General features: G+C 61.4%; 20 protein-coding genes. 5 read left to right on the top strand and 15 right to left on the bottom strand.

Annotated features, from left to right (window positions below; translation table 11 throughout):
* The first annotated feature begins 10 nt into the window (after nt 1-10).
* Genes PSH81_RS00345 through PSH81_RS00335 form a run of 3 tightly spaced genes read left to right on the top strand, consistent with a single transcriptional unit; the run spans nt 11 to nt 2,514 of the window.
* A complete protein-coding gene (locus PSH81_RS00345) occupies nt 11-1,018 on the top strand; it encodes a methionine ABC transporter ATP-binding protein (RefSeq protein ID WP_192298194.1) in 1,008 nt (335 codons plus the stop codon).
* A complete protein-coding gene (locus PSH81_RS00340; protein WP_226454795.1) occupies nt 1,018-1,692 on the top strand; it encodes a methionine ABC transporter permease in 675 nt (224 codons plus the stop codon). Before PSH81_RS00345 ends, PSH81_RS00340 begins: the two co-directional genes overlap by 1 nt.
* A gap of 51 nt (nt 1,693-1,743) precedes the next feature.
* Entirely contained in the window at nt 1,744-2,514 is a 771-nt protein-coding gene (locus tag PSH81_RS00335; protein WP_192298192.1) for a MetQ/NlpA family ABC transporter substrate-binding protein, read from the top strand.
* A gap of 162 nt (nt 2,515-2,676) precedes the next feature.
* Here PSH81_RS00335 and PSH81_RS00330 read toward each other — a convergent pair whose 3' ends face one another.
* From PSH81_RS00330 to PSH81_RS00310, 5 genes are read right to left on the bottom strand one after another with little or no spacing between them, the layout of a single operon-like run.
* Nucleotides 2,677-3,312 carry an SCO family protein gene (locus PSH81_RS00330; RefSeq protein ID WP_192298191.1) on the bottom strand — a complete coding sequence of 212 codons (636 nt, stop codon included), beginning with the start codon at nt 3,310-3,312 and terminating at the stop codon, nt 2,677-2,679.
* Complete coding sequence (gene cyoE, locus PSH81_RS00325; RefSeq protein WP_192298190.1) at nt 3,309-4,208, bottom strand: heme o synthase; 900 nt, start codon at nt 4,206-4,208, stop codon at nt 3,309-3,311. The genes PSH81_RS00330 and cyoE overlap by 4 nt, the downstream gene beginning before the upstream one ends.
* On the bottom strand, nt 4,196-5,275 hold the full coding sequence (locus tag PSH81_RS00320; RefSeq protein WP_192298189.1) for a heme A synthase: 1,080 nt from the start codon (nt 5,273-5,275) through the stop codon (nt 4,196-4,198). The genes cyoE and PSH81_RS00320 overlap by 13 nt, the downstream gene beginning before the upstream one ends.
* Nucleotides 5,276-5,285: 10 nt before the next feature.
* Complete coding sequence (locus PSH81_RS00315) at nt 5,286-5,870, bottom strand: hypothetical protein (RefSeq protein WP_226454794.1); 585 nt, start codon at nt 5,868-5,870, stop codon at nt 5,286-5,288.
* Complete coding sequence (locus PSH81_RS00310) at nt 5,836-6,600, bottom strand: SURF1 family protein (RefSeq protein ID WP_305391807.1); 765 nt, start codon at nt 6,598-6,600, stop codon at nt 5,836-5,838. Before PSH81_RS00310 ends, PSH81_RS00315 begins: the two co-directional genes overlap by 35 nt.
* A 35-nt stretch (nt 6,601-6,635) precedes the next feature.
* On the opposite strand from PSH81_RS00310, the gene PSH81_RS00305 reads away from it, so the two are divergent.
* The gene (locus PSH81_RS00305) at nt 6,636-6,839 is read left to right on the top strand and encodes a twin transmembrane helix small protein (RefSeq protein ID WP_017528731.1); all 204 of its coding nucleotides are present in this window, start codon (nt 6,636-6,638) and stop codon (nt 6,837-6,839) included.
* 6 nt (nt 6,840-6,845) lie between these two features.
* Here the strand turns inward: PSH81_RS00305 and PSH81_RS00300 are convergent, their stop codons facing one another.
* The 4 genes from PSH81_RS00300 to coxB form a co-directional block, all read right to left on the bottom strand.
* Nucleotides 6,846-7,733, bottom strand: a complete 888-nt coding sequence (locus tag PSH81_RS00300) for a cytochrome c oxidase subunit 3 (RefSeq protein WP_192298186.1) — start codon at nt 7,731-7,733, stop codon at nt 6,846-6,848.
* Nucleotides 7,734-7,768: 35 nt separating this feature from the next.
* A complete protein-coding gene (locus PSH81_RS00295; protein ID WP_192298185.1) occupies nt 7,769-8,320 on the bottom strand; it encodes a cytochrome c oxidase assembly protein in 552 nt (183 codons plus the stop codon).
* 150 nt (nt 8,321-8,470) lie between these two features.
* Entirely contained in the window at nt 8,471-10,057 is a 1,587-nt protein-coding gene (gene ctaD / locus PSH81_RS00290) for a cytochrome c oxidase subunit I (protein WP_017734710.1), read from the bottom strand.
* A gap of 58 nt (nt 10,058-10,115) precedes the next feature.
* Entirely contained in the window at nt 10,116-11,243 is a 1,128-nt protein-coding gene (gene coxB, locus PSH81_RS00285) for a cytochrome c oxidase subunit II (RefSeq protein WP_192298184.1), read from the bottom strand.
* Between the two features lie 367 nt (nt 11,244-11,610).
* On the opposite strand from coxB, the gene PSH81_RS00280 reads away from it, so the two are divergent.
* Entirely contained in the window at nt 11,611-12,258 is a 648-nt protein-coding gene (locus PSH81_RS00280) for a hypothetical protein (RefSeq protein WP_226454792.1), read from the top strand.
* Nucleotides 12,259-12,327: 69 nt separating this feature from the next.
* Here the strand turns inward: PSH81_RS00280 and PSH81_RS00275 are convergent, their stop codons facing one another.
* The 6 genes from PSH81_RS00275 to PSH81_RS00250 form a co-directional block, all read right to left on the bottom strand.
* A complete protein-coding gene (locus tag PSH81_RS00275; RefSeq protein WP_192298182.1) occupies nt 12,328-13,863 on the bottom strand; it encodes a SulP family inorganic anion transporter in 1,536 nt (511 codons plus the stop codon).
* 85 nt (nt 13,864-13,948) lie between these two features.
* A complete protein-coding gene (locus PSH81_RS00270) occupies nt 13,949-14,680 on the bottom strand; it encodes a carbonic anhydrase (RefSeq protein WP_226454791.1) in 732 nt (243 codons plus the stop codon).
* Nucleotides 14,681-14,906: 226 nt separating this feature from the next.
* Entirely contained in the window at nt 14,907-15,965 is a 1,059-nt protein-coding gene (locus PSH81_RS00265) for a PA0069 family radical SAM protein (RefSeq protein WP_305391806.1), read from the bottom strand.
* An 81-nt stretch (nt 15,966-16,046) separates the two neighbouring features.
* Entirely contained in the window at nt 16,047-17,297 is a 1,251-nt protein-coding gene (locus PSH81_RS00260; protein WP_305391805.1) for a cytochrome c, read from the bottom strand.
* Nucleotides 17,298-17,309: 12 nt separating this feature from the next.
* Nucleotides 17,310-19,094, bottom strand: a complete 1,785-nt coding sequence (locus PSH81_RS00255; RefSeq protein ID WP_305391804.1) for a GMC family oxidoreductase — start codon at nt 19,092-19,094, stop codon at nt 17,310-17,312.
* 2 nt (nt 19,095-19,096) lie between these two features.
* On the bottom strand, nt 19,097-19,849 hold the full coding sequence (locus PSH81_RS00250) for a gluconate 2-dehydrogenase subunit 3 family protein (protein ID WP_305391803.1): 753 nt from the start codon (nt 19,847-19,849) through the stop codon (nt 19,097-19,099).
* Nucleotides 19,850-19,851: the final 2 nt, after the last annotated feature.

Genomic DNA, 19,851 nt, shown 5'->3' with positions numbered 1-19,851 from the left:
GGTTCGCTACGTGATCGAGTTTCAAAACGTCCATAAAACCTACCGCGTCGCCGGTAGGGAGATCCCCGCTCTGCACCCCACTAGCCTGCGTGTCGAAAACGGCCAGGTGTTTGGCCTGATCGGCCACTCAGGCGCGGGAAAAAGTACCCTTCTGCGTCTGATCAACCGCCTGGAACAACCCAGCGGCGGTCAGATCACGGTTGATGGTGAAGAAGTCACCGCGCTGGACGCCAACGGCCTGCGCCGTTTCCGCCAGCAGGTCGGGATGATCTTCCAACACTTCAACCTGCTTGCATCCAAGACCGTCGCCGACAACGTGGCACTGCCGCTGACCCTGGCCGGCGAATTGTCGCGCAAGGACATCGACCTGCGCGTCGCCGAACTGCTCGCCCGTGTCGGCCTGTCGGACCACGCCAAGAAATACCCGGCGCAGTTGTCCGGCGGCCAGAAGCAGCGCGTCGGCATCGCCCGCGCCCTGGCGACCAAGCCCAAGATCCTGTTGTGCGACGAAGCCACCAGCGCCCTCGACCCGCAGACCACCGCTTCGGTCCTGCAACTGCTGGCCGAGATCAACCGCGAGCTGAAGCTGACCATCGTGCTGATCACCCATGAAATGGACGTGATCCGCCGCGTCTGCGACCAGGTGGCCGTGATGGATGCCGGCGTGATCGTCGAGCAAGGCACGGTGGCCGATGTGTTCCTGCATCCCAAGCACCCGACCACCAAACGCTTCGTGCAAGAGTCCGAGCAGGTCGACGAAAACGAGCAACGCGACGACTTCGCCCACGTCCCAGGCCGCATCGTGCGCCTGACGTTCCAGGGCGATGCGACCTACGCGCCGCTACTGGGCACCGTCGCCCGCGAAACGGGTGTGGACTACAGCATCCTCGCCGGTCGTATCGACCGCATCAAAGACATCCCCTACGGGCAACTGACTCTGGCCATTACCGGCGGCGACATGGAAGCGGCATTTGCCCGCTTTGTTGCGGCGGATGTCCACATGGAGGTTCTGCGCTAATGGACGTATTACTGCATTATTTCGACAACGTTGACTGGGCCGACATCTGGGTCGCCACGGGCGACACCATGCTGATGCTCAGCACTTCGCTGTTCTTCACCGTAGTGGTAGGCCTGCCGCTGGGCATCCTGCTGTTCCTGTTCAGCCCCCGCCAGTTGCTGGAGCAGAAAGCCACCTATGGCGTGCTGGCCTTCGTGGTCAACGCCATACGCTCGCTGCCATTTATCATCCTGCTGATTGTGATGATTCCGACAACGATCTTCATTACCGGCACCTCGCTGGGTGTAGCCGGCGCGATTCCACCGCTGGTGGTCGGCGCTTCGACATTCTTCGCAAGACTGGTGGAAACCGCTTTGCGCGAAGTCGATCGCGGCATCATCGAGGCGACCCAAGCCATGGGCGCCACCACTCGCCAGATCATCACCAAGGCGCTTCTGCCAGAGGCGAAGCCAGGCATCATTGCCGCAATCACCGTGACCGCTATTGCCCTGGTGGGCTATACCGCCATGGCGGGCGTAGTGGGCGCCGGCGGGCTCGGGGACCTGGCGATACGCTATGGTTACCAACGCTTCCAGGACGACGTCATGGTCGTCACCGTGGTGATGTTGATTGTGCTTGTACAAATTCTGCAGACCATCGGCGACAAGCTGGTGACACATTACTCTCGAAAATAACGGCCATTGCCGACTATCAGTCGGCAGATGCCCGAACAAGGAGCTTGCTGGATGAAAAAACTACTGGTTGCTTTCGCTGCGGTCGCCGCGTTTTCCGCCCACGCCGAGACCATCAAGGTCGCCGCCTCGCCGGTGCCGCATGCGCAAATCCTCGAATTCGTGAAACCTGCCCTGGCCAAAGAAGGCGTGGACTTACAGGTCAAGGTCTTCACCGACTACGTGCAGCCCAACGTACAGGTGGCTGAAAAGCGCCTGGACGCCAACTTCTTCCAGCACCAGCCGTACCTGGACGAGTTCAACAAAACCAAGGGCACTCACCTGGTGAGCGTCGGCGCCGTGCACCTGGAACCCCTGGGCGCGTACTCCAGCAAGTACAAGACCCTGGCCGAGCTGCCTGACGGCGCCAACGTGGTAATCCCGAACGACGCCACCAACGGCGGCCGCGCGCTGTTGCTGCTGGCCAAGCACGACCTGATCACCTTGAAGGAGCCGAACAACATCCTGTCGACCATCAAGGACATCACCGCCAACCCGAAACACCTGAAGTTCCGCGAACTGGAAGCCGCCACCCTGCCGCGCGTGCTGACCCAGGTCGACCTGGCGCTGATCAACACCAACTACGCCCTGGAAGCCAAGCTGGACCCGTCCAAGGACGCCCTGGTCATCGAAGGCAGCGACTCGCCTTACGTGAACATCCTGGTGACCCGCGAAGACAACAAGGATTCGGATGCAGTGAAGAAGCTGGTCGCAGCACTGCACACGCCTGAAGTGAAGAAATTCATCGAAGAGAAGTACAAAGGCGCGATCAAGCCGGCGTTCTGATCCAACCCGATCTCCCAGACACCGGAGATCAAAAAAATGTGGGAGCGGGCTTGCTTGCGAATGCGGTGTATCAGTCGATGAAGATATTGACTGACCCACTGCATTCGCGAGCAAGCCCGCTCCCACATTTGCTATGTATTGCTAGCCAGATCTGCGTACGACTTAGTTGCGCTGCAACAACACCGGCAACTGCACCACCAGCTTCTGATTATTCAAAGGCGCCCGGATAAACCCACGCTGCATCCCATCCGGCCCGATCAGCGCCAGGTTGCCGCTGTGATCCACCGTGTAGTTCGGCTTGCTGGTGTCCGCCGGAATGAACGGGATGCTCACCGCATTCGACACCTTCTGCACCTCCTCGACATTCGCGCCGGTCAGGCCGACAAACTGCGGGTCGAAGTAGCCCAGGTATTGCTTGAGCTGGGTCGGCGTGTCGCGGTGCGGGTCGACGCTGACCAGGATCACCTGCAACTTGTCCACCGCCTCCTTGGGCAGCTCACTCTTGATCTGGCGCAGTTGGGCCAGGGTGGTCGGGCAGATGTCCGGGCAGAAGGTGTAACCGAAGAACAGCAGGCTCCACTTGCCCTTCAATTCATTGACCGATACAGGCTGGCCGTCCTGGTTTGTCATGCTCACCGCCGGCAGTTGGCGGCTCTGGGGCAGCAGGATGATGCCAGCATCGATCAGCGCAGTAGGGTCGCCCTGGCCTTTGCCGTTGAGCACTTTATTAACGGTCAGGCCCATGATCAACGCGACGATGGCCACCAGGATAAAGACGGTTTTTTGAGTTCGGGTCATAGGTTCAACAATAGGTAGTGGTCTAGGAGCAAGGCGATAAACAGCAGCAGCAAGTACCAGATAGAGTACTTGAAGGTGTTGATCGCCGCGTGCGGCCGACCGCCACGGTACAACACCAGGGCCCAATGCAGAAAGCGCCCACCCAATACCAGCGCGCAGGCGAGGTACAGCAGGCCGCTCATATGGATGACGTAGGGCATCAGGCTCACCGCCAGCAGGGCGAAGGTGTAGAGCAGGATATGCACCTTGGTGTAGTGCTCGCCGTGAGTGACCGGCAGCATGGGAATGTCGGCCTTGGCGTACTCTTCCTTGCGATGGATAGCCAGGGCCCAGAAGTGCGGCGGGGTCCAGGCGAAGATGATCAGCACCAGCAACAACGGCTCGGCGCTGACATGCCCGGTGACAGCCACCCAGCCCAGCAACGGCGGCGCCGCCCCCGCGAGACCGCCGATCACAATGTTCTGCGGCGTCGCACGCTTGAGAAAACCGGTGTAGATCACGGCGTAGCCCAACAGCGAAGCCAGCGTCAGCCACGCCGCCAGTGGGTTGGTGAACGCCAGCAACAGCGCCAACCCGGCCACCGCCAGCAACAATGCAAAGGCCAGCGCCGCCAAGGGCGACACACGCCCCTCTGCCAGCGGTCGTTTATGGGTGCGCGCCATCACGGCATCGATACGCCGGTCCACCACATGGTTGACCGCCGCCGCACCGCCCGCACACAGGGCGATCCCCAGGTTGCCGAATACCAGCACCGTCCACGGCACCCCGGCGCGGGTCGCAAGGAACATCCCCACCAGCGAGGTGATGAGCATCAGCACCACCACTTTCGGCTTGGTCAGCTCCAGGTAGTCACGCCAGATTGCCCGCCCGCGGTGCGCGCCGATCAAGGTCGCCATGGCATCTCTCCTTTAAGGGTGATGAGGCCCGAGACATGTTTGCGCGGGATGAAACGCCAGCCGAACGGCAACTGGTTGCGCACACGGACCAGGCTGGTGCGCGCGTGATAATTGACCAGCACCAGGCTCAGCAACAGCGCGGCACCGCCCGCGTTATGGGCCACCGCGACCGGCAGCGGCAGATGGAAATACACGTTGCTCAAGCCCAGACAGATTTGTGCGCCCAGGGCGCTCAGCAGCAGGCCCGCCAGGCGGCTCATGCCCACCGCACGCAGTTGCCAGGCCAGGCCCAACAGCACCAGGGTAACCACGACCGCGCCGATGCGGTGAGTCAGATGAATCGCAGTGCGCGCCTCGCTATCCAACTGCCCACCCAGGTAGTTGGGCCCAATGTGCTGGGTAAGATGAAAGCCGTTGGCAAAATCCGCCGCCGGCCACCACTGGCCATGGCAGGTCGGCAGATCGATACAGGCCACTGCGGCATAGTTGGAACTGACCCAGCCGCCCAGGGCAATCTGGCCGATCACCAGCACCAACCCGGCCGTCGCCCAATATTGCAGGCGCTTGGGCACGATCAGCGCGGGCAACACCCCGGACAAACGCAGCGTCAGCAGAAACAACAGGCTCAACGTGGCAAACCCACCCAACAGATGCCCCGTGACCACCTGCGGCCACAGTTTCAACGTGACCGTCCACATGCCAAACGCCGCCTGGGCGAACACCACCGCCAGCAGGAACAGCGGCAGTTTCACCGGCTGGCCCGGATCGCGCCGGTGGCTCCACGAGCGCGCCGCCAGCACCACGATCAACAGCCCCAGGGTGCCGGCGAAGTAGCGATGGATCATCTCGCTCCAGCCCTTGTCCGCCTCGACCGGCGTGTCGGGAAAGTGCAACTCGGCATGGGCCAGCTGGGTTTCGCTTTGCGGCACGCTGATAAAACCGTAGCAACCCGGCCAATCCGGGCAACCGAGCCCGGCGTGGGTCAGGCGGGTATATGCGCCCAGCAGCACGACAATCAGCGCCAGCAGGGTGGCAAACAACGCGAGGCGAAATCCTGGTTTGGCCATGACGATGCCCTTATCCGATATTCGACAGTTTCAACAGGTGGCGCAGGTCGTTGAGCAAGTCCTTGCCCTTGACCGTGGCGTCGTAACGCAACACCAGGTTGCCGTGGGGATCGACAATCCATAGCTGCGCATCACCCGGCGCGGCGGCGCCTTTGGTAAATGCCGACAGGTCCAGCGAGTAGCGTTGCAGCTGCGGGTATTCGGCTTTCAGCTTGGCTTCGTAGTCGACACTCACCGGTTGCGCACTGGCCAAGGCATGGCTGGCCCGGGACGCATCACGCCCCAGGCTGATTTGCAGCTGGCGCGCCAGATACACAAGCTGCTGGCAATCAGCAGCGCAGGCAGCGGGGGCGGTGACCAGCAGTTGCCAGCGCTGTTCATCGGCCTGCACGCCGATGTCGGCGCGAGTCTGGCCGTTGCCGATCATCTCGCCGTGATAGCTGCGACTGTCCGGCACCCAGAACTGCAGCTTGTACATGAAAGTGGCCAGCGCCATCGGGCCGATCACCATCATCAAGATCAGGATCAGTTGCCAGCGGCCTTTGCGGCGGTCCGGCGCCTCAGACATGTCTGGTGGATTCATGGCCGCTCCCATGGGACTTCTCCTTTGTGTTGTGCCAGCCGAGATAGAGGTAAAGCGCCAGCAGTGCGCACGCCATGGCGAACCACTGCACGGCGTAGCCGAGGTGTTTTTCTGGGCCCATGGCGACTACGGCCCAAGAGGTGTCGTACGTACCAGGGCCGGCTTCTGCACGCAGTTCGTAGGCAAAGCCGCTGCGATCCAACTCGGCCCACAACACGGCAGGGTGCAGGGCGGTGAGCAAACGCGGCCATTGCGCGGTCGCGGGGTCGGCATGCAGTTGGAAGGTCTCGCCGGGGGCGACATACACCCAGGCGTCAAGGTTCACCGGCTGGTCCGGGGTGGTGAAGGCGGGCGGGGTGCGGCGGTCCGGCCAGGGCAGCCAGCCGCGATTGAGCAACAGCCATAGGCCACTGGCCCTGTCGTGGAAAGGTTGCAACAGCTCGACACCGGCCTTGCCGTCACGCATGCGGTTGTCGAGCAGCACGCTGTGCTCGGCATCGAATTGGCCGCGCAGGCGCACGCGGCGGAAAGCCGGATCAGCCATATCCACCAGCTGCGCGCTGCTGATCGGCTCAGCCGCACGCCGCTCGGCGTAGCTGTCCACCAACAGCTGTTTTTCATGACCACGGGACAGCTGCCAAAACCCCAATCCCACCATCAACGGCAGCAGCACCAGCACCACCAACGTGGGGGCGATCCCTGGATGAAAGCGTTTCCTGGCGCTGGCTATACTTGTTTTCATTGCCCGCCTCCCCCTTGAACCCCAGGAGCCCGACCATGCTCAAAGCAGCCATTGCCCTGATGCTGATCGCAACTGTCGTGAGCCTGTTCAGTGGTCTGTTCTTCCTGGTCAAGGACGAGGGCCACTCCAATCGCCTCGTCACCGCCCTGACCGTGCGTGTGGTGCTGGCCGTGATCACCCTGGCGCTGATCACCTGGGGCTTCTTCAGTGGCCAGTTGGTTTCTCACGCGCCGTGGTAATTCACCTCACAGCACATAGACAAAGAAAAACAACCCGATCCAGACCACATCCACAAAGTGCCAATACCAACTGGCCGCCTCGAAACCGAACTGGTGCTCGGCATTGAAGTGCCCCTTGAGGATGCGCATCAGCATCACAAACAAAATGATCGTCCCGATGGTCACGTGGGCGCCATGAAAGCCTGTGAGCATGAAGAACGTTGCGCCGTACACCCCAGAGCCCAGCGTGAGGCCCAGTTCTTTGTAGGCGTGGATGTATTCCTCGGCCTGGAAGCCCAGAAACGCCCAGCCCAGCAACACGGTCAGCGCCAGCCAGATTTTCAGCGCGCCGCGATGGCCCTTGCGCAGGGCGTGGTGGGCGATGGTGATGGTCACACTGGAGCTGACCAGCAGGATGGTGTTGACCAACGGCAGCCCCCACGGACTGATCGTGCCCTCGGGCGCGGGATGCAGTTTTGGATCAGGGTTGTTGAGCAACGGCCAGGCAAACTCGAAATTCGGCCACAGCATGTGCGCAATGCCCTTTGAGCCTTCGCCCGCCAACCAGGGCGCCGACATGTGCCGCACATAAAACAGCGCACCGAAGAACGCGATGAAGAACATCACTTCGGAAAAGATGAACCAGGTCATGCCCCAGCGGAACGAGCGGTCCATCTGTGGGCTGTACAAACCGGCGCGGCTTTCCTTGATCACCGCCCCGAACCAGCCGAACAGCATGTAGGCCAGCAGTAGACCGCCGACGAAGAAGATCCACGGGCCGTGGGATTCCGGGCGTGCAGCCTTGAGATCGTTGAACCACACACCCAGGCCGTACACGGTGACCAACATGCCAAACGTGGCAATTATCGGCCATTTGCTTTGTGCTGGTACGTAGTACGTATCATGAGTCGACATGTATTCGCTCTCCTGATTGAGGGGGCAAACAGTAGCTAGCCCCCGGTGTGGACAGCCACCGGCGGTTGGCGCGCAGTGATATCAAATAGCGTGTACGCCAGGGTCAAATGCTTCACATCCTTGGGCATGTCGCGATCGACGATAAAACGTACTGGCATTTCGATGCGTTGGCCGGGTTGCAGCACTTGCTGGGTGAAGCAAAAACACTCGGTCTTGTGGAAATACATCGCCGCTTCGGCCGGGGAAATGCTCGGCACCGCCTGCGCGGTCATCGCCTTGTCAGTGGGGTTGTAGGCGACAAACAGCATCTCGGTGACGGCGCCCGGGTTGACCACCACCTCATCCGCCTTGGCGTGGAACTCCCAGACCATATCGATGGCATTGGTCGACAGGAACTGCACCCGAACCTGCCGCGAGGGGTCCACTACCTGCTCACCCTCGTACTGCCCGGCGGTCTTGCCGTTGATGCCGAACGCCTTGCACATCACGTCGTAGATCGGCACCAGGGCGAAGCCGAAGGCGAACATGGCGACCACCAGGATCAACAGGCGCGTCACCAGCCGCCTGATCGGTACGGACTCAGCCATAACGACCACCCAAAGTGAACGCGATCAATGTGGGAGCGGGCTTGCCCGCGAATGCGGTGTGCCAGGCACTGCATGTGGCGACTGATACACCACTTTCGCGAGCAAGCCCGCTCCCACAGGGGATTTGCGGTGGCTGGGTGGCCGAAGTGCTCATTTGACCTCCGGCGGCGTGGTGAAGGTGTGGTACGGCGCGGGCGAGGGCACGCTCCACTCCAGGCCTTCGGCACCATCCCACGGCTTGGCCGGCGCCGGCGGGCCGCCACGGATGCACTTGATCACAATGAACAGGAAGAAGATCTGCGTGGCGCCAAACATGAACGCGCCGATCGACGAGACCATGTTGAAGTCGGCGAACTGCAGGTTGTAGTCCGGCACCCGGCGCGGCATGCCGGCCAGCCCGACGAAGTGCATCGGGAAAAACGCCATGTTCATGCCCACGAAAGACAGCCAGAAGTGCAGCTTGCCCAGGGTTTCGTCGTACATGTGGCCGGTCCATTTCGGCAGCCAGTAGTAGGCGGAAGCGAAGATGCCGAAGATCGCACCGGGCACCAGTACGTAATGGAAGTGCGCCACCACGAAGTAAGTGTCGTGGTACTGGAAGTCCGCCGGCGCGATCGCCAGCATCAGCCCGGAGAAACCGCCGATGGTGAACAGGATCACGAAGGCCACGGCAAATAGCATCGGCGTCTCGAACGTCAGCGAGCCCTGCCACATGGTGCTGACCCAGTTGAACACCTTCACCCCCGTCGGCACCGCGATCAGCAGCGTGGCGTACATGAAGAACAGCTCACCCACCAACGGAATGCCGACCACGAACATGTGGTGCGCCCACACGATGAACGACAGGAACGCGATGCTTGCCGTGGCGTAGACCATCGAGGTGTAGCCGAATAGCGGCTTGCGCGAAAAGGTCGGGATGATCGAGCTGACGGCACCGAAGGCCGGCAGGATCATGATGTACACCTCGGGGTGGCCGAAGAACCAGAACACATGCTGGAACAGCACCGGGTCACCGCCACCGGCCGCACTGAAGAAGCTGGTGCCGAAGTGGATGTCCATGAGCATCATGGTCACGCAACCGGCCAGCACCGGCATCACCGCAATCAGCAGGAACGCGGTGATCAGCCAGGTCCAGACGAACAGCGGCATTTTCATCAAGGTCATGCCCGGGGCACGCAGGTTGAGGATGGTGGCGACCACGTTGATCGCGCCCATGATCGAACTGATGCCCATCAGGTGGATGGCAAAGATGAAGAACGTCACGCTTTCCGGCGCATAGGTGGTGGAGAGCGGGGCGTAGAAGGTCCAGCCGAAATTCGGCCCGCCGCCGGGGGTGAACAAGGTGGACACCAGCAGCAGGAACGCCGCCGGCAGCAGCCAGAAGCTGAAGTTGTTCATGCGCGGCAGGGCCATGTCGGGCGCGCCGATCATCAGCGGGATCATCCAGTTGGCCAGGCCGACGAACGCCGGCATCACCGCGCCGAACACCATGATCAGGCCGTGCATGGTGGTCATCTGGTTGAAGAACGCCGGCTCGACGATCTGCAGGCCGGGCTGGAACAACTCGGCACGGATCACCATGGCGAACGAGCCGCCGAGCAAAAACATGGTGAAGGCGAACCACAGGTACATGGTGCCGATGTCTTTGTGGTTAGTGGTCAGCACCCAGCGCATCAGGCCCTTGGCGGGACCGTGGGCGTGGTCGGCGTGACCATGGTCATCGATCACAGTGCTCATGGCCGTTCTCCTGCAAACGAGTGGGCGGGGTGGTTCAGGGCAGATGCAATGAAGGAAGTCATTTGCTTTCCGCCTGTTTCAGAGCCAGCACATCCTTGGGCGTCACCATGTCGCCTTTGTTGTTGCCCCAGGCGTTGCGTTCGTAGGTGACCACGGCGGCGATGTCCACTTCCGAGAGCTGCTTGCCAAACGCCGCCATGGCGGTGCCGGGCTTGCCGAAATAGACGCGATGCAAGTGGTCTTCCTTGGGCCCGACGGCAATTGGCGAGCCCTTGAGCGCCGGGAACATCGGCGGCAGGCCCTGGCCTTCGGCCTGGTGACAGGCCACGCAGGTGGTGTGGTAGACCTTGTCGCCACGGGCCACCAGCTCTTGCAGGGTCCACTCTTTGGAGGTCAGCTCCTTGAGTTTGGCAGCCTCTTCCTTGCGCTCGCCGAGCCAAGTGTCGTAGTCGGCCCTGGATTTGACCTCGACCACGATGGGCATGAAGCCGTGGTCCTTGCCGCACAGTTCGGCGCACTGGCCACGGTAGATGCCGGGCTTCTCGATGCGGGTCCAGGCCTCGTTGACGAACCCGGGGATGGCGTCGCGCTTGACCGCGAAGGCCGGCACCCACCAGGAGTGGATCACGTCGGCGGCGGTCACCAGGAAGCGAACTTTCGCCCCCACCGGCAGCACCAGCGGCTGGTCGACTTCCAGCAGGTAATGCTCGCCCTTGGTCGCCTTGTTGTGGATCTGCTCGGCGGGAGTGGCCAGGTTGCTGAAGAACTCCACATCCTGGCCCAGGTATTTGTAATGCCACTTCCACTGGTAGCCGGTGACCTGAATATCGATGTCCGACTCGGTGCTGTCGTAGATATTGATCAGGGTTTTGGTCGCCGGGATGGCCATCGCGATCAGGATCAGCAAGGGCACCACGGTCCAGAGGATTTCCACGGTCGTGCTCTCGTGGAACTTGGCCGCCACCTGGCCTGTAGAGCGCCGGTGCAGAATCATCGACCAGAACATCGCGCCAAACACGATGATGCCGATCACCACACAGATCCAGAAAATGGTCATGTGCAGGTCAAACACAGCGTGGCTGACTTCAGTCGCCCCTGGCGCCATATTCGTTGTCCAGGCGGCGTGCGCCTGACCGAATACCGACCACAACAGAAGGCCCATCCAAACATGTGGATGTCGCGTCATTGCGGGTTCCCCTTATCGTTCTTGTTATCCCGCCGGTTTGCACCTGCGTCGAAGGGAGCGGCTTCCATACTGCTTACAACCGCTTAGCCTCACCTGCTTATGCAGTCTGGCGTCATCAGCTAATTGCGTACAAATCCGAGTATAGACAGGGTCTGCAACCCCGCAATGTGTAGGGGCAAATCAGCAAAAACGGACAGGCGGAGCCAATAAAACCGGGAGCAGAATCGTTTATCCGACGAACGATGGGGTTTCGATATAACGCAGGTGCATAACCGTGAAATAATTATGACAAATGCGTCTGAGGTGCTCGTATAAACGAGCTACCTTGTCATCTCCCTTTTCCTACACCTGTTTCACTGGAGCCCTCATGAACACCGCCGCATTGCGCGAGCAGATTTCCCGTGCCCATCAACACGAAGCCAGCACGGGCCAGTTGGCCCAGCAACTGGCAAGCCAATTGCCACGTCTGCACTCGGCCATTGCCCTGGCAGACGGTGATCGCAACATTGTCATGACGCGCTTCGTCACAGCCTACATCGAACTCGTCCCGGACCTGCTCGAAGCCGCCAATGACGTGGCCCGCGAGGCCGGTATCGAAAGCCAGATCAAGCCGGTGCTGAAGATCGCCGAACAGTTCTTCCTGCAACCGCCGGCGATCCTGGCCGGGCACGAGGGGCTCGACGGCCTGCTGGATGAGGCCTACCTGGCGCACCGCCTGGTGGAAGAAGTCAACGATCTGTATATCAAGCATTTCGGCCAGCCGCTGATCCCGGCCGATACCACGGTGGCCAACGTGATTGCGCACCAGCTGATTGGCGAAGAATTTGCCAACAGCCTGGATGAGGCCGTGCATTTGGCGGTGGATGAGATGCTCAACGAAGAAAGCTTTGCGCTGGAGTCGGTGGAGGCTTACCGCGAAACCCTTAAGAGCCCGGACACGGAAGCTGCGTGGAAACGCTGGCCGTGCCTGTCGCGGCAGTTGGGGGTTGAGTTGACGCTGGACCAGCCGGCCTGATTTCCTGCTACGCAAACGATCCAATATGGGAGCGGGCTTGCCCGCTCCCACATTTTTGATTCGGTTTCGTCAGCCTGTTGCGGGTGCGGAGCCTATCCCCGTCGTCGTTCTGACCCGCCCCTCCAAACGCCGCTTCAACCCGCGCGCCTCGATCACCAGCTTCGACCCCTTCGCCGCATTGGCCCGCCCCCACTCCTCCAGCAACTCCAGGCAGGAATGGTCGATGTAACTCAGGTTGTTCAGCGGCACATGTACGGTCGTCCCCGCCGGCACCGCCGACAGCACCTGGGTCAGCGCCGGCACTTTCAGGAACGTCGCCGCGCCACTCAAACGCAGCTCCATCTCACCATCCTGCGGCAAGTCGATCAGGCTCACTTTCAGACGCGAGGCCTTGAGCGCCAGCTTGACCAGCGTCAGCCCGAACCCCACCAGTACACCGGTCAGCAGGTCGGTAAAGATGATCGCCAGCGCAGTCGCCGCATAGGTGAACATCGGCATCCGCCCGTAACGCCCCAGGGCCTTGAACGCCTTGATGTCCACCAGCTTGATCCCGGTGTACACCAGCACGCCCGCCAGGCTCGCCACCGGGATGCTTTGCAGCACACTCGACAGCAACAACACGAAGGCCAGCAGCCACAGGCCATGGAACATGGCCGACAAGCGCGTGGTGGCGCCGGCCTGCACGTTGGCCGAACTGCGCACGATCACACCAGTCATCGGCAGGGCGCCAACCAGACCACACAGCATGTTGCCGACACCTTGAGCCGACAACTCCTTGTCGAAATCCGAGCGCTGGCCGCTGTGCATGCGGTCCACCGCCGCTGCGGAGAGCAGGGTTTCGGCACTGGCGATAAACGCCACGGCAAAGGCGGCGATCAACAGCTGCGGATCAGCCAGGTTCAGCAGGTCGCTGGGGCGCAGCCAATCGATGGCATCGGCGAGGTTTTCCGGGACCTCCACCCGCTTGACCTGCAACACCAGCAACAGGCTGACAAGCGTGGTCAGCCCCACACCCAACAGCGCGCCGGGCACAAACCGCAGGGATTGCGGGCGGAATTTGTCCCACAGGTACATCACCAGCATCGTCGACAAGCCAAGCAAGCCGGCTTGCCAGCCCAGGCTCGGAATCGCTTGCGCCACCGCAGCCGGGAAACCTGCCAGGTTATCCAGCCCGGAGGGTTTGGGCGCGCCGTCGAGCATCACATGGATCTGCGACAGCACAATCAGCACGCCAATCCCCGCCAACATGCCGTACACCACCGCCGGTGCCGTCACGCGGAACCAGCAGCCCAGGCGCAAACGCCCAGCCACCAGTTGCAGGAAGCCCGCCAGCAGCAGGATCGGCCCCAGCATCATCATTCCGTGTTGGCGCACCAACTCGAACACCAACACCGCCAGACCCGCCGCCGGACCGCTGACCTGCAGCGGCGAGCCCGCCAGCCAACCGACCACCAGGCCACCGATAATCCCGGTGATCAACCCCTTGGCCGGCGGCATCCCGGAAGCAATCGCGATGCCCATGCACAGGGGCAGGGCGACCAGAAACACAACCACCGAGGCGAGCAGCTCCCGTGGCAATACAGCTTTCAATTGAGCAGCACGCATGATGACTCTCCCGAGGCATTCGCCGGGCGCGGTAATGCCTGGCTGCATCCATGGCAGCCACCGCATCACCCGGCAGGGAAGTGTTTTAGAAGCGCGCTTTAGGCGTCGCGCAAGGAATCGGCCCTTCGCCGTTCAACGGTCTGAACGTGGCCTGATCGGCATCGTAGGCGCGGATTTCGCTGGTCTCGATGTTGTAGATCCAACCATGGATAAACAAATGACCATTGGCCATGCGCGAAGCCACGGAGGGGTGGGTGCGCAAATGTTGTAGCTGGGCGATGACGTTTTCTTCGGTCAGCACCTTCATGCTCTCGCCTTCGTTGGCGCAGTCGCAGTTGTCATGGACCATGGTCTTGGCGACCTCGGCATGCCGCAACCAGGCCTTCACCGTCGGCATTTTTTCCAGGCTGTCGGGGTTGAGCACCGCACGCATCGCACCGCAATCGGAGTGCCCGCAGACAATGATGTGCTGGACGCCCAGGGCGAGTACGGCGTACTCGATGGCAGTGGAAACACCCCCATTCATCTGGCCGTAGGGCGGCACCACGTTGCCGACGTTACGGGTCACGAACAGGTCGCCCGGTGAGCTCTGGGTAATCAGCTCGGGGACGATGCGCGAATCGGCGCAGGTAATGAACATCGCCCGCGGGCTCTGGGCCGTGGCGAGTTTCTTGAAGAGTTCTTCCTGCTGGGGGAAGACGTCGTGATGGAAATGCAAAAAGCCGTCAACGATATGCTTTAGCGCTGCATCGGCGGATTCCGCCACCTCAGGGGCTGAAGCCGACGCAGCCAACGGCTGTTTATCCTTATCACTCATGATTCATCCTCTTGGTTAATGCAGGGGAGTGTTCAAGCCAGTTCGACGCCAGGCCAATGCAATTTGTTGCAAATGCCACAAATCAGACTGCCGACTCATCAGTCACTCGCTGAACAAGGTAGCCGCCGAAACTTAACTCAAACTGAATGAACCGCTCTAGATCGCGGGTTTCAGTGATGTCAAAGTGAGACTATTCCTACAGAAAAAGTACACCTTTCCCAGCATTCTACAACAACGCCATCTGCCTGCCCGGCGGGCAGAACGCCGTGCAATCCAGGTTGAATCCTTCCCGACGGTTGAGCCCCAGGCGTTTGATGGCCTTGCTGAAGCGCTGGGCCAGCAATTCGGCAAACGGCCCCTCGCCACGCATGCGTACACCGAAGCGGCTGTCGTAAACCTCGCCACCGCGTACCTGGCGCACCAGGCTCATCACATGGGCGGCGCGCTGCGGGTAATGGGCCGCCAGCCACTCCTCGAACAGCGGCGCCACCTCCAGCGGCAGGCGCAACATCATGTACGCTGCGCTTTGTGCCCCGGCAGCGTGGGCTTCGGTAAGCAGGCTCTCCAGTTCGCTGTCGTTGATCATCGGGATCATCGGCGAGCACAGCACGCCCACCGGGATGCCTGCCTCGCGCATCACGCGGATCGCCCGCAATCGCGCCTTGGGCGCCGCCGTACGCGGCTCCAGGATGCGCTTGAGCTCGTCGTCCAGGCTGGTGAGGCTGATCATCACGGCCACCAGGCGCTGCCTGGCCAATTCGGTCAACAGGTCGAGGTCGCGCAGGATCAGCGAGCCCTTGGTGATAATTGTCACCGGGTGCCGGTGGCGCAGCAGCACTTCAAGGGTTTGCCGGGTGATCCGGTATTCGCGCTCGATGGGTTGGTACGGGTCGGTGTTGGAGCCCAGGTTGATCGGCGCGCAGACATAGCCCGGTTTCGACAGTTGCTGTTCCAGCACGTCTGCGGCATTGCTCTTGGCGATCAGCCTGGTCTCGAAATCCAGCCCCGGTGACATGTCCCAATACGCATGGCTGGGCCGCGCATAGCAGTAAATGCAGCCGTGTTCGCAACCGCGATAAGGGTTGATCGAACGGTCGAACGGCAGGTCCGGCGAGTTGTTGCGGGTGATGATGGTCTTGGCCGTCTCGATCCGCACCTCGGTGCCCTGGGTCGGCGGCACTTCCTGATACCAGCCGTCGTCCTCGGCCACGCTGACGGTCGGCGCAAAGCGGTTATGCAGGTTGGTGGCCGTACCTCGGCCACGGGGTGGCAGCGCAGTAGACATGAAAACGCCTCGATACTGTTTTTATATACAGTATCGAGGCGCGCGGGTTCTGACCAGTGCCGTTTGGCGGCCAGGGAAGGATCAGTGCTTCTGGCGCAAGTCCGCCACGTCGCCCGCTTTCACCGGCTCGCCTTTATTGCCCCAGCTGCCACGGATGAAACTGACTACATCCGCCACTTCCTGGTCCGACAGACGCCAGGCGAACGCAGGCATGGTGAAGGTGGAGGGCGCCGTGTGCGTAGCGGGCAAGGTGCCGCCGTTCAACACAATGTTGATCAACGAGGTGGCGTCCGCCGTCTGCAGCACCGGGTTGCCCGCCAGCGCCGGGAACACCCGCGTGTAGCCATGGCCGTCGGTGCGGTGACAGGCCGCGCAGTTGTCGATGTACACCGCCGCGCCGCGCCGGCTGTCATCGCCTTTCCACAAAGCGTCGGCGACCTGCTTGTCGTACTGATGCGGCTGATCCTTGGGGTCCACCGCCGGCAGGCTCTTGAGGTAACGGGCGATGGCGGTCAGGTCGTTTTCCGACATGTACTGCATGCTGTGGACGACAACATCACTCATGCCACCAAACACCGCGCTACGGTCACTGCGGCCGGTCTTGAGGAATTGCACCAGTTGCTCCTCGCTCCAACCGCCGAGGCCGTCCTTGTGATCGCCACGCAGGTTCTTCGCGATCCAGCCTTCCAGCGGCGCACTGCCGGACAGGAATGCACTGCCATCAGTGGCACTCAGGGCTTTTTCCTGCATGGTCAGGGCCCGTGGCGTATGGCATGCGCCGCAGTGGCCGAGGCCTTCCACCAGATAGGCGCCACGGCTGATCACCGGGTCGGCCTGCGCAGTTGGCTGCGGCTCGGCAACCTCAGGCGCGAACATCCAACGCCACGCGGCCAGCGGCCAGCGCATGCTCAGCGGCCAGGGAATATCACTCGCCTTGTTCTCTTGAGCGACCGGCTCCACCCCTTTCATGAAGTACGCATACAGCGCCTGCATATCGCTGTCGCTGACGCGCGCGTAAGACGGGTAGGGCATCGCCGGGTAAAGCGTACTACCGCTCTTGGCGACGCCATGGCGCACGGCCTTGTCGAAATCCTCGAAGCTGTAGTCGCCCAGGCCGGTCTTGTCCGGGGTGATGTTGGTGGAATAGATCACGCCAATCGGCGTTTCCATCGGCAGGCCACCAGCGAACGGCTTGCCGCCCTTGGCGGTGTGGCAAGCCACGCAGTCACCGGCGCGGGCCAGGTATTCACCCTGCTTGACCAGGTCGGTTTCAGCAGCGCTCACCGAGCAACTGCCGAACAGTGCAAACGTCGCGATAACAAGTGCTTTCATGGTCATCGCTCCTTATGCCTGAACCAGTGGGCCGGGGTTTTTCAGGTACTGCTCGCGGATCGCGCGGGCCGACCAGTAGGTCAACGCCGCCACCAGGCCGGTAGGGTTGTAACCCAAGCCCTGTGGGAAAGCGGAAGCGCCCGGGACAAACACGTTGTGTACATCCCAGCATTGCAGGTAGCGGTTCAACGCACTGGTCTTCGGGTCGGTGCCCATGATCGCGCCACCGTTGAGGTGGGTGGTCTGGTACGACGCGGTGTTGAAATGCTCGCCGACCTTTTTGCCCAGCACGGCAATCGCCTTGGGGTTCATCGCCTCGGCAACCTTGCCCATTTTCTCGACCATGAAGCGGTTCATCTTGATGTCGTTTTCCTGCCAGTCGAACGTCATCCGCAGCAGCGGCAGGCCGTAGGCATCGCGGTAAACCGGGTCTAGATCCAGGTAGTTGCCCCGGTAGGATTGATGGGCACCGTGGGCATCCATCGACACCTGATGGGTGTAGTAATCGGCGGTGGCACGCTTCCACGCACTGCCCCAGGCCGGGGTGCCCGGCGGGTTGGACGTACCGGCAATCGGCCGACTGCCAGCCTGGTTGACCCACATCGGCGAGCCGCCAACGAAGCCATGGGGACCATGGTCGAAGTTGTCGGCGTTGAAATCATCCATCGCCACGCCATTGCCGCCCGCACCGATGAAGTTGTTGGTGTGGGTGTCCTTGTCGAAGAACGCCTTGATAGTGGCCATGTTCTGGTAGGCAAAGTTCCGGCCCACCACACCCTCATTGGTAATCGGGTCGTAGGGTTTTCCGATACCCGACAGCAGCATCAACCGCACGTTGTGGAACTGGAACGCGCCGAGGATCACCAGGTCCGCTGGCTGCTCGATTTCCCGGCCCTGGGCGTCGACATACGTCACGCCGGTGGCCTTGCTCTTGGTGCTGTCGAGATTGACCTTGAGCACGTGGGAATTGGGCCGCAGCTCGAAGTTCGGCACCTGGCGCAGCGCCGGCAGGATGTTCACGTTCGGCGAAGCCTTGGAGTACATGTAGCAAACGTAGCCGCTGCAAAACCCGCAGAAGTTGCATGGGCCCATCTGCGCACCGTAGGGGTTGGTGTAGGGCCCAGAGGTGTTGGCCGATGGCAGGTTGTAGGGTTTGTAACCCACATCGCTAGCCGCTTTCTGAAACAGCTGTGCGGAGACGGTGTTTTTCTGCGCCTCCAACGGGAATGGGTTGGAGCGATCCGGCGCATACGGGTTGCCGCCACGGCCTTCACCGACCAACTGGCCTTTGACGGTCCAGGCCTGGCCGGAGGTGCCGAAGACTTTTTCCGCGTAGTCGAAAAACGGCTCCAGCTCTTCATAGCTGACGCCAAAGTCCTGGATGGTCATGTCCTTGGGGATGAAGTTTTTGCCGTAACGCTCTTCGTAATGGCTGCGCATGCGCAGCTCGATCGGGTCGACCCGAAAATGCACGCCCGACCAGTGCAGGCCCGCACCGCCGACGCCATTGCCCGGCAGGAACGCACCCAGTTGGCGGTTGGGCAGGGCCACATCATTCACGCTATGGCGAATGGTCACCGTCTCTTTGGAGATGTCCTGGAAGAGTTTTTTACGCACGCTGTAGGTCAGTTCGTCGATGACCTGCGGATAGTTGCCATCCGGGTACGTGTCCTGCATCGGGCCGCGCTCCAGCGCTACCACGTTGAGGCCCGCTTCAGTCAGCTCCTTGGCCATGATCGCGCCGGTCCAGCCGAAGCCTACGATCACAGCGTCTACTTTCTTCATGATGGTCGCCACGTTTATGCCCTCTCGCCGCGGATGGAAACTGCCGGGAAGGGGTATTGCTCGTTGCGTTCAACCCAGTCCATGAAGTCGGCGCGAGCGCCGGGGAAGCCGATCATGGTCCAGCCGACCATGCCTTTGTTGCCACCGTGGATCGGGTCGCAGAAGAAGCCTTCCTTGGTGTTTTGCAGCAGCAGGTTGAAGAAAATCTTCGGCGGCACCGCGTCGAAATGCGCGGTCACCTCACTGCCCCCAGCCTCCAGGCGACGCAGCATATCGTCTCGGGTAGCGCTGTCTTGCGCAGCAAACACTTTGCCGTTGAACGCTTTCGACCATGCATCCGTCGCGGCGATGCCCAGACGATAGATGTCCTTGGGCACCAGTTTGCTCTGCCAGCCCATCTCAGGCGGCGCGTCGGCATTGAACGGACCCTGCATGAACCACAACGCACCACTGGCGTAAGGCGTGTTCATCTGACGGTCGATGTATTCCGGCACACCGGCTTCCACGGCGCCTGGGCCCTGGGCATCGGTAGGAATCAACTGCGCGACGGCGGCGTTGATAAACGCCCACTCTTCGGCAGTGAAGTAACTTGGCTCGTAGGCCTTTTCGTTGACCGGCGCCTTAGCCGGGCTGGCCTGTGCCGGCTCGGGCGTAGCCATCAACATCGAGCCGCCAAGGCCGGTACTGGCAACCGTGACCACCGGGATCAAGGTCAAGGATTTGCGCAAAAAGTCACGCCGGGGGTTGTCTTGATCTTGATCAGACATGG

Source organism: Pseudomonas sp. FP2335, assembly GCF_030687535.1.
Classification (GTDB): Bacteria; Pseudomonadota; Gammaproteobacteria; order Pseudomonadales; family Pseudomonadaceae; genus Aquipseudomonas.
The sequence above is the reverse complement of the archived record's forward strand: the minus strand, read 5'-3'. Positions and strand labels throughout refer to the sequence as shown.